Source organism: Skermanella sp. (genome assembly GCF_059503625.1).
Genome location: NZ_JCACHA010000030.1, coordinates 1 through 4,435, shown reverse-complemented (window position 1 = coordinate 4,435; position 4,435 = coordinate 1). Strand labels below are relative to the sequence as shown.

Genomic DNA, 4,435 nt, shown 5'->3' with positions numbered 1-4,435 from the left:
TCTGGTGCCTGTGCTTCTGCGACATGCAATAGCGCACCGTCGGACGGCTGTGTGATATACCGTTCAGTACCTTGTTTACCTTGTTCGTTTGCTGGCCCCACTTTGCTCCTCGAGTTCTCGGCTGCCGCCCAACAAGGTGACCATGTCGATCAGTTTCCCTCATGACGAACCGAACCTCAGCCCCTACAATGACCTGATAACCTCATCTTCGATCAGGAGATACGATCGGAAAGGCTAGAATTGTCTGATGCTCAGGGAACTTTGGACAGCCGTGCGTTCCTGATGGGCGGTGGCGAGATGGGCGTGCTGATGCGCGCGCATGACTGGTCGGCGACGCCGCTCGGCCCTCCCGGCGCGTGGCCGCAGCCGCTGAAGACGCTCGTCAGCGTGATGCTCGGTTCGACCCAGCCAATGTTCGTCGTCTGGGGATCAGAGCGCACGCTCCTGTACAACGGCCCTTATTCCCAAGTCCTAGGCGACAAGCACCCGTCCGCTTTTGGTCGCGGCTTCCTTCAGGTCTGGCAAGCGATTCGCGCCGATCTCTTGCCGATCGTGGAGGAAGCCTACGCTGGCCGACCAGTCCACATGGACGATATTGAACTCATCATGGAGCGGAAGGGCTATCCCGAAGAGACGCACTTCGCCTTTTCCTACACGCCTGTACGCGGTGAGGACGGTGTGGTGACAGGCTTCTTCTGCCCGTGCGTCGAGATTACCGAACAGGTTCTCGCCGAGCGGAGGATGGCCGAGGAGCGTGAACGCCAGCGGCGGATGCTCCAGCAGATGCCGGGCTTCGCCGCGATGCTTTCCGGTCCCGATCACCGCTACGAGTACGTGAACGCCGCCTATCGGGAGATCTCGGGCGAGCGCGAGTTCGAGGGCCGCACCGTACGCGAGGTCTTTCCCGAGATCGCTGGGCAGGGTTTCTACGAGCTACTCGACCGTGTCTTCGCGACCGGCGAGCCCTTTGCCGCACGCGGCATGCCGATCAGTCTTGATCGCGAGGACGGCGAGCGCTTTATCGACTTTTAGTACGAACCGATCCGCGACGAGGCAGGCGGTGTGACCGGTATCTTTGTCGGCGGCTACGACGTCACCGATCGGCACCGCGCCGAAAAGGCGCTGCGCGAGAGCGAGGCGCGCCTCGGGTTCCTCGATCGGCTCAGCGCCGAGACGGCTCCGCTCTTCGACGCCGATGCGGTCCTCGCGACCACGACGCGTTTGCTTGGCGAGCATTTGAACCTGTCGGTCTGCGCCTACGCAGATATGGATAAGGATCAGGATGGCTTCACCATCCGGGGTGACTGGGCCGCACCGGGCGCGACCAGCATCGTCGGGCACTACAGCCTCGCCGACTTCGGTAAGCTCGCGGTGAAGAACCTGAGTGCCGGCCTGCCGCTCGTCATTAACGACAACCTCAGCGAACTGGCGCCCGAGGAAGCCGAAACGTTTCAGAACATTGGTATCGCCGCCACGATTTGTGTGCCGCTTGTGAAGGAGGACCGCCTCGCCGCGTTGATGGCTATCCACGACCGCGTGCCCCGGATCTGGACCGGGGCGGAACTGAGCCTGCTGCGCGAGGTGACTGCTCGATCCTGGGCGCACGTCGAGCGCGTCGCCGCCACAACGGAACTGCGTGCCAGCGAGGCGCGGTTCCGGCTAACCGCGGACGCAGTTCCGCAGATCGTGTGGATCACCGACGCCGAGGGTCGTGTCGAGTTCTTCAACAAGCAGTGGTCCGACTACACGGGGGTTCCATATGCGCTGACTACCGCTGCGGCAGTGGCGGCGAGCCACGTCCATCCGGACGATGCGGCGGCGACCATGGCGGCATTCGACGTAGCGCGCGACACGGGCACCACATTCATGATCGAGCACCGCATTCGGTCAAAGGGGGGCGACTACCGCTGGTTCCTGGTCCGGGGCGAACCCTACCGCGATCCGCAGACCGGCGAGATCGTCCGCTGGTTCGGAGCTTCGGTCGACATTCACGACCGTCGCCAGGTTGAAGCAGCGTTACGCGCGAGCGAGGCGCGCCTACAGCTCGCCCTTGAAGCCGGACGCCTGGCCGAGGTGGTCTTCCGTTTCCCCGACAGCGTCACCCACTCTCCTGCCTATGCCGAGCTCTTCGGGCACCCGCCGGGAAAGCAGCTGACGCTCGCCGAGATCCGCGCCCAGTATCATCCGGACGATTATGATCGAGTGATGGCGGAGCGCGCAGCTATCCTGGAGGGCGGACAGGAATTCTATGAGGTCGAGAAGCGGATTGTCCGGCCCGATGGGCAGGTCCGATGGGTATACAGCCGCGGGACCGTCAATCGCGACGACCTTGGCCGGGCCGTTTCCATGACGGCCATTTACCTTGACGAGACCGACCGCAAGCGGGCGGAAGCCGCGCTACGCGAGAGCGAAGCGCGGCTACGTGCCGTCATCGACGCCGCCCCGGTCGGGCTCGTGTTCGCCGACGCCTCGGGGCGCATCACCGGCTCCAATGCCCGGGTCCAAGAAATGGTTGGCCAGCCGATCACGCGTTCGGACGATGCTGGGCGCTACGGCGACGATCATGCCTCCTTCCACACGGATGGCCGCCGGGTCGATGCTGCCGAATACCCGCTGGCGCAGGTGTTGCGCGGCGAGGCCGAGCGCAGGGAACTCGAGGCGCAGATCCAACTGCCCGACGGTTCGCTGCGGTGGGTAAGATACATTGCAGCACCTATGAAGGACGATCGCGGCCGCACCATTGGCGCTGTCGCAGCCTCCCTCGACATCGACCGCGAAAAGCGCTTTGCCGAGAACCTCGCACGCGAAGTCGAAGCAGCCGTCATTCAACGCGAGGACGCACTCTCCCAGCTTCGCCAACATCAAAAGCTCGAAGCTATGGGCCAGCTCACGGGTGGCGTTGCGCACGACTTCAACAACCTGCTCACCCCGATCATTGGCTCTCTAGACATGCTGGTGCGTCGCGGCGTCGGCAGCGAGCGCGAACGGCGGCTGATCGACGGCGCGCTGCAATCGGCCGAGCGCGCCAAGACGCTTGTCCAGCGCCTGCTCGCCTTTGCGCGCCGGCAGCCGCTGCAGCCGATCAGCGTCGACTTGGCCAGCCTCATCAAGGGCATGGTGGCTCTGATCGGTTCGACGCTCGGTCCGACGATCGATGTTCGGATCCACCTCGCCGACGACCTTCCGCCTGCCAAAGCAGACCCGAACCAGCTCGAGATGGCGCTTCTCAACCTGGCGTTGAATGCGCGCGATGCGATGCCGAACGGCGGCAAGCTCACGATCAAGGCTAATCGCGCGAGCGTGAACCGAGGCCACAGGCCGGATCTCAGGCCGGGGCATTACGTGCTCCTCTGCGTCGTAGACACCGGGATGGGAATGGACGAAGCAACGCGTGAGCGCGCGGTTGAGCCGTTCTTCTCGACCAAGGGCGTGGGCAAAGGAACGGGCCTTGGCTTGTCGATGGTGCACGGCCTTGTGGCCCAGCTTGGCGGCGGCCTGACGATCCAGAGCGCGCCCGGAAAGGGCACGGCGATCGAGCTCTGGCTTCCGATCAGCACGTTCCCGATCGGCAGCGAAGAAGCTTCGGCGGCAGCTCCCGCAGCACGCATCGGTCGCGGTGTCGCGCTGCTCGTCGATGATGAAGAGCTTGTGCGCATGAGCACCGCCGACATGCTGATCGATCTCGGATTTGAGGTGGTCGAAGCCGGTTCGGCGGAAGAAGCGTTGCATCTCATCAAGACCGGCACAACGCCGGCCCTTCTCGTCACGGATCACCTCATGCCGGGCATGAGTGGCGCTGACCTCGCGCGTGAGGCGCGCGTGTTGAAGCCGGCTCTTGCCGTTCTAATCGTATCGGGTTACGCGGAGGTGGATGGCCTCGCGCCGGAGTTGCCGCGGTTGACGAAGCCGTTCCGGAACGCTGAGCTGGCGGCGAGCATCTGCGCGTTGATCCCTGCGGTCGCAGAGTAAGTGTCTGTTTGTAAACGTCAGGCGCTGATTTCCTGGATCACAAAGCGCACGAGGCGATGGGACAGGATGAAGATGAAGGAGATCTCGATGCCGGCTGGCACGTCCCGTCTGTTGCAATAGGGACAGGAGTTGCCTCCTGCCCCCCGCACAGATCCCAGCGTGCGGCTTTTTGCTTCGCTGCACCTTTGGTGTCCGCACCGGGCTCCTGTCGAAGGTCAGACGCGACCGGCATTCGGGGCTTGGGCGGCCCATCCAGTTGCGGTCCGTGGGCTCAGGCCGCCGGCGACATGCTGGTTCCGGCTCTGTGTCCGGGGCATGCGTTGGCCCTTGCCCTTCCTTCGACCGGCCGCCTTCCCTCCACGCTCTCCGTCGTCGGCCGACGTTGTTCGAGGCTTCATCGGTACTATGCAACGGGAGCATATCAAAGCTTGGGAGATGCTCAGCCTGCCATGGCGAGAGCTGGATC

2 protein-coding genes are annotated in these 4,435 nt (G+C 63.8%); both read left to right on the top strand.

The window, feature by feature from the left end; all coding sequences use genetic code 11:
* Nucleotides 1–240: 240 nt before the first annotated feature.
* Nucleotides 241–1,032, top strand: coding sequence for a PAS domain-containing protein (locus tag AC5JJ6_RS00770; RefSeq protein ID WP_496040206.1), 792 nt, complete (start codon nt 241–243; stop codon nt 1,030–1,032).
* A gap of 30 nt (nt 1,033–1,062) precedes the next feature.
* Entirely contained in the window at nt 1,063–3,969 is a 2,907-nt protein-coding gene (locus AC5JJ6_RS00765) for a PAS domain S-box protein (RefSeq protein WP_496040205.1), read from the top strand.
* Nucleotides 3,970–4,435 lie beyond the last annotated feature (466 nt).